The sequence below is a fragment of the Mesorhizobium sp. M7A.F.Ca.ET.027.03.2.1 genome, assembly GCF_003999175.1.
GTDB lineage: Bacteria > Pseudomonadota > Alphaproteobacteria > Rhizobiales > Rhizobiaceae > Mesorhizobium.
Genome location: NZ_RZOM01000493.1, coordinates 1 through 4419, shown reverse-complemented (window position 1 = coordinate 4419; position 4419 = coordinate 1). Strand labels below are relative to the sequence as shown.

Genomic DNA, 4419 nt, shown 5'->3' with positions numbered 1-4419 from the left:
GGGGCGTGCTTTTCGATCGGCCCAGGGAACCACGATATCCTCCGGGCGTTTGGGAAGGACTGCTTCTCACAACAACGATCGAAGGGGGACCAACGGTGCTGATCCGGCTCGGCTACGAAATCGCCATCGAATGCGTAGCCGCCACGCCGGTGATTTCAGTGCTCGAGATCCATCGGGACAGGCAGGGCGACATCAAGCGGCAGACGCGGGTGCTGACCTCGCCCGCGGTGCCGACAAGACTGTACCACGATCTGCATGGCAATGCCTGCCGGCGCTTCACAGCGCCCGCCGGTGGTTTTCGCATCCTGTACGACGCGGTCGTAGAGGACAGCGGCGAGACGGACGAGGTAAACACCCTGGCCAGGGAAGTGCCGGTGGCGGATCTGCCCGACGAAGTTCTCGGTTATCTCCTGGGCAGCCGCTATTGCGAGACGGATCATCTGAGCAGCCTGGCCTGGCAGCTCTTCGGTGACATCCCGTCCGGCTGGGCGCGCGTGCAGGCGATCGTCGACTATGTCCACAACCGGCTGTCGTTCGGCTATGGCTATGCGCGCTCGACCCGCACCGCGGCGCAGGCGCATGAGGAGCGCGTCGGGGTCTGCCGTGACTTCGCCCATCTGGCGATCGCGCTTTGCCGCTGCATGAATATTCCGGCACGCTACGTGAACGGCTATCTCGGCGATATCGGCGTGCCAGCCGATCCGGCGCCGATGGACTTCTCGGCGTGGCTGGAAGTGTTCCTCGACGGCAAATGGTACACGTTCGATCCTCGCCACAACACGCCCAGAATCGGCCGTATCGTCATCGCCCGCGGCCGCGACGCCACCGACGTGCCGCTGCTGCACAGTTTCGGCCCCCACCGGCTCAGCCTGTTCAAGGTGTGGACCTATGAACAGGAAGGCAATCTGTTCAACCCGCCCTACCACGGCATCGACAGGACCGTCAGCGCACAGATGCTGGCGTAATCGCGACGCCTACCGATGCGACAGGGTGGCAGCGAGGTTCTTTCCAGGCGCAACTTTCGGGACACATGGTCCGCTTCGGCACAGTGAGCTTGTGCCGCAACAGGACGCCGTCGATGGCGTCGCGATGCCTTGGGCCAGATCATGGTAAGCGGCCGGTAAACGCGAGCGCCACGGCGCGTTCCCGTTTACCAACCGTTCACCTTTGCGGGTTCCAAAACTCAACAAAAACAACGACTTGCTGTTGGAAGGCGAGCTCTCCGCCAGGCCAAGGCGACATCCGGCGGGAATCCTGCATTGCCCTTTCCGCGGCGACGAGGCCGAGGCGAGTGGAGGCTGTAGGATGCGGAATTACGGGGGTCTTGTTCACGCGGTCGGCGGCTTCGCCAGGGATCGCGGTGGAAATTTCGCGGTCCTGTTCGGCCTTAGCGCCTCGGTCTTGGCGCTGGCAGCGGGCTTCTCGGTCAACGTATCGCAGCTCTACAATGCCAGATCGAGCCTCCAAGGCGTGGTCGACGCCGCGGTCACGTCGACGGCACGCGACCTGACGACCGGCGTCATCAAGGAAGCCGATGCCGACAATTCGGTGCAGGCCTTTCTCGACGCCAACAGCCAAGCAGGCATTCTGCAGGCCGACCAGATCGTGCTCGACAGGCTGATCGTCAACAGGACTGCCAAGACGGTTCAGGCCGACGCCCATATCGATGTCGCGCTGTACTTTCCGATTTTTGGCACGGGCGACATGAAACGCGTCACCGCTTCCACAACTGCGCTCTATTCGGACAAGACCGTCGAAGTGGCAATGATGCTGGACATAACGGGATCGATGGCCAAGCGCGGCAAGGTCGACAAGATCGGCGATCTGAAAGCTGCTGCAAAAAATGCTGTTCTGACGATGCTGCAGAAGCAGGATCCGCAGAACCCCCGCATCCGCGTAGCGATTGTGCCTTACGCGTCTGGCGTCAACGCCGGCAAGCTGGCGGAAAACCTCTATGCCGAGAAGCAAGGCAGCTCTGAGCTGCCACCCGTCGCCGGCAGTCCGCTTCTCATCGCCAAGACGGGCAAAAATCTGCTGCCGTCCTTCAGCGACTACATCTCCATTGTCGGCGCGGCGATGCCACGCCCGGACAATTGCGCCACCGAGCGCAAGGACAAGAACGGCAACGCGGATATGAGCGCCGACGGCCCAGACACTGTTCGCACCGACAGGAACGGCAAGAAATACTATGCCCTGGTCAACCGGGACGATCATCTCGGCGGAGATATGAACAGGTGCCCTGATGCGGAAGTGATCCCGCTGACCGCCGACTCCGATGCATTGCTTGAATCGATCGAGGACTTCCAGGCCGATGGCTACACGGCCGGCGCGATCGCCATTCAGTGGACCTATTATATGCTGTCGCCGCAATGGCGCACTGCAATCAGGAACGCCGGTCTCGGCAAAGGCGCCTCGGATGCCGATCCGAAGAAGATCGCCAAGGTCGCGATCCTGATGACCGATGGCCAGTTCAATACCGCCTTCGCCGGGGCTGGGGACAGGTACAACAGCCAGGGCAACCTTGCGCGCGGCAACGCCGAAACGCTGTGCGAAAACATGAAAAATGATGGCATCGAGATTTTCACCATTGGCTTCGATCTGGACGACAAGGACATGTCGGCAACCGAGCGGGACCAGGCAAAGGCGGTGCTGAAGGACTGTTCGTCGAAGGATACCTCCGCCGCCAAGAGGCATTTCTTCGACGTGTCCACCGGAGCCGAATTGGACGATGCCTTTCAGGAGATCATTCGCAACACCGAAAAGGTCGCATTGACCCAGTAGTCCGCAAACGGAAAAGGCCGCCGCTTCTTTCGAAGCCGGCGGCCTTCCGTGTTTCCGTCCGTGGCGCGGCCCATGGCGGCGACCTATCGGGTCACCTGCCGCGCATTTCGCGCCTTAACGGGAAGACTGCTTCCCGAAAGTGCAATCCGCTGAGGCCACGTTCTGGAAAACGAAATCACTCGACATCGGATCACCTCCTTTCGATTTGTTGAACACATACTCATGATGGGGTGCATTGCAGCAAAAGACAAGGTGCGGGTCTGAAATTAGCCTACGGGCGGGCCTGGTGCGAGCCGGCTTGCGGTTGCCAGGCAGGCCGGGCAAACTTCCGCTCCGGGGGTCGGCATTCGGAGGAATCGCATGGAGGCAGCCGAAAAGGCCGCTCGCATCGTTCGAACGGTGATCGAAACATTGAAACCGGGATTTGCCGTCAGGCTATGGACCGGAGAGCGGATCGGCCCCGCCACGGGTCCGGTGCTCACCATCAACGACCAGGACATCGTCTGGCAGATCGTGAAGCGACCGTCCCTGTCGACGCTGATCGAGATGTGGATTTCCAAAACGATCGACATCGAAGACGGGACGATTTTCGACTTCTACGCCCTGCCATCGCAAGGCAAGCTCAGAACCAAGCTCAAATCGCTGCCGAAAATGGCGATCCTGCGCGACCTGCCTTCCGTGCTTTTGGCGCGCAAGCAGATGACGGCGCGGACCGATCTGTCGGGGCGCAATCCTTATGTCAGCGGTTCGAGCCAGGAGGCGATCCAGCATCACTACGACATTTCGAACGCCTTCTACCGGCTCTTCCTCGACGAGCGCATGGTCTACAGCTGCGGCTACTTCAAGGATTTCGCCAATGGCATCGATCAAGCACAGATCGACAAGCTCGACCATATCTGTCGCAAGCTCCGGCTGAAGCCTGGCGAACGACTGCTCGACATCGGCTGTGGCTGGGGAGCGATGCTCATCCATGCCGCGAAGAACTATGGTGTTATCGGCCACGGTGTCTCGCTGTCGCAGGCGCAGACCGATCTTGCCCGCGAACGCATCCGCGCCGAAGGGCTGGAGGACCGCATCACCATCGAGATCAAATCCTATGCCGAACTCACCGGCTCGTTCGACAAGATCTCGTCGATCGGCATGTTCGAACATCTCGGGCTCGCCAACCACGCCACCTATTTTAAGACCATTCATCGCCTGCTGAAGCCGGGCGGCATCTATCTGCACCACGCCATCACCCGGCGCAGCAAGGGCGAATTGAAGAAGACCCTGCGCAAGGGGCCGGAGTACAAGGCGCTGCTCAAATACATCTTCCCCGGCGGCGAACTCGACACGATCGGCATGACAACAGGTAATCTCGAGGCGCATGGTTTTCTCGTCTACGATGTCGAGAACCTGCGCGAGCACTATGCCCGCACCTGCAGACTGTGGGCGGAGCGGCTGCACGAAAGGTTCGACGAGGCAATCGCCGAGGTGGGCGAAGCCAAGGCACGGCTATGGCTGCTTTACCTGACGGGCTGTTCGATCACCTTCGAACGCGCCTCGGCGCAGATTTTCCAGACCGTCGTGACCAAGCGCGCGCGTGGTCCAAGCGGCCTGCCGCCGACGCGGGCGGATCTGTATCGATAGCTTACAGGA

3 protein-coding genes are annotated in these 4419 nt (G+C 60.8%); all 3 read left to right on the top strand.

Annotated features, from left to right (window positions below; genetic code table 11):
* Positions 1-95 precede the first annotated feature (95 nt).
* Complete coding sequence (locus tag EN750_RS20535) at positions 96-965, top strand: transglutaminase family protein (protein WP_127397486.1); 870 nt, start codon at positions 96-98, stop codon at positions 963-965.
* A gap of 340 nt (positions 966-1305) precedes the next feature.
* Positions 1306-2781, top strand: a complete 1476-nt coding sequence (locus EN750_RS20530) for a TadE/TadG family type IV pilus assembly protein (RefSeq protein ID WP_127397485.1) — start codon at positions 1306-1308, stop codon at positions 2779-2781.
* 360 nt (positions 2782-3141) lie between these two features.
* Positions 3142-4410 (top strand): cyclopropane-fatty-acyl-phospholipid synthase family protein, encoded by a 1269-nt coding sequence (locus EN750_RS20525; protein WP_127397484.1) that lies wholly within the window; start codon positions 3142-3144, stop codon positions 4408-4410.
* The last annotated feature ends 9 nt before the right edge of the window (positions 4411-4419 follow it).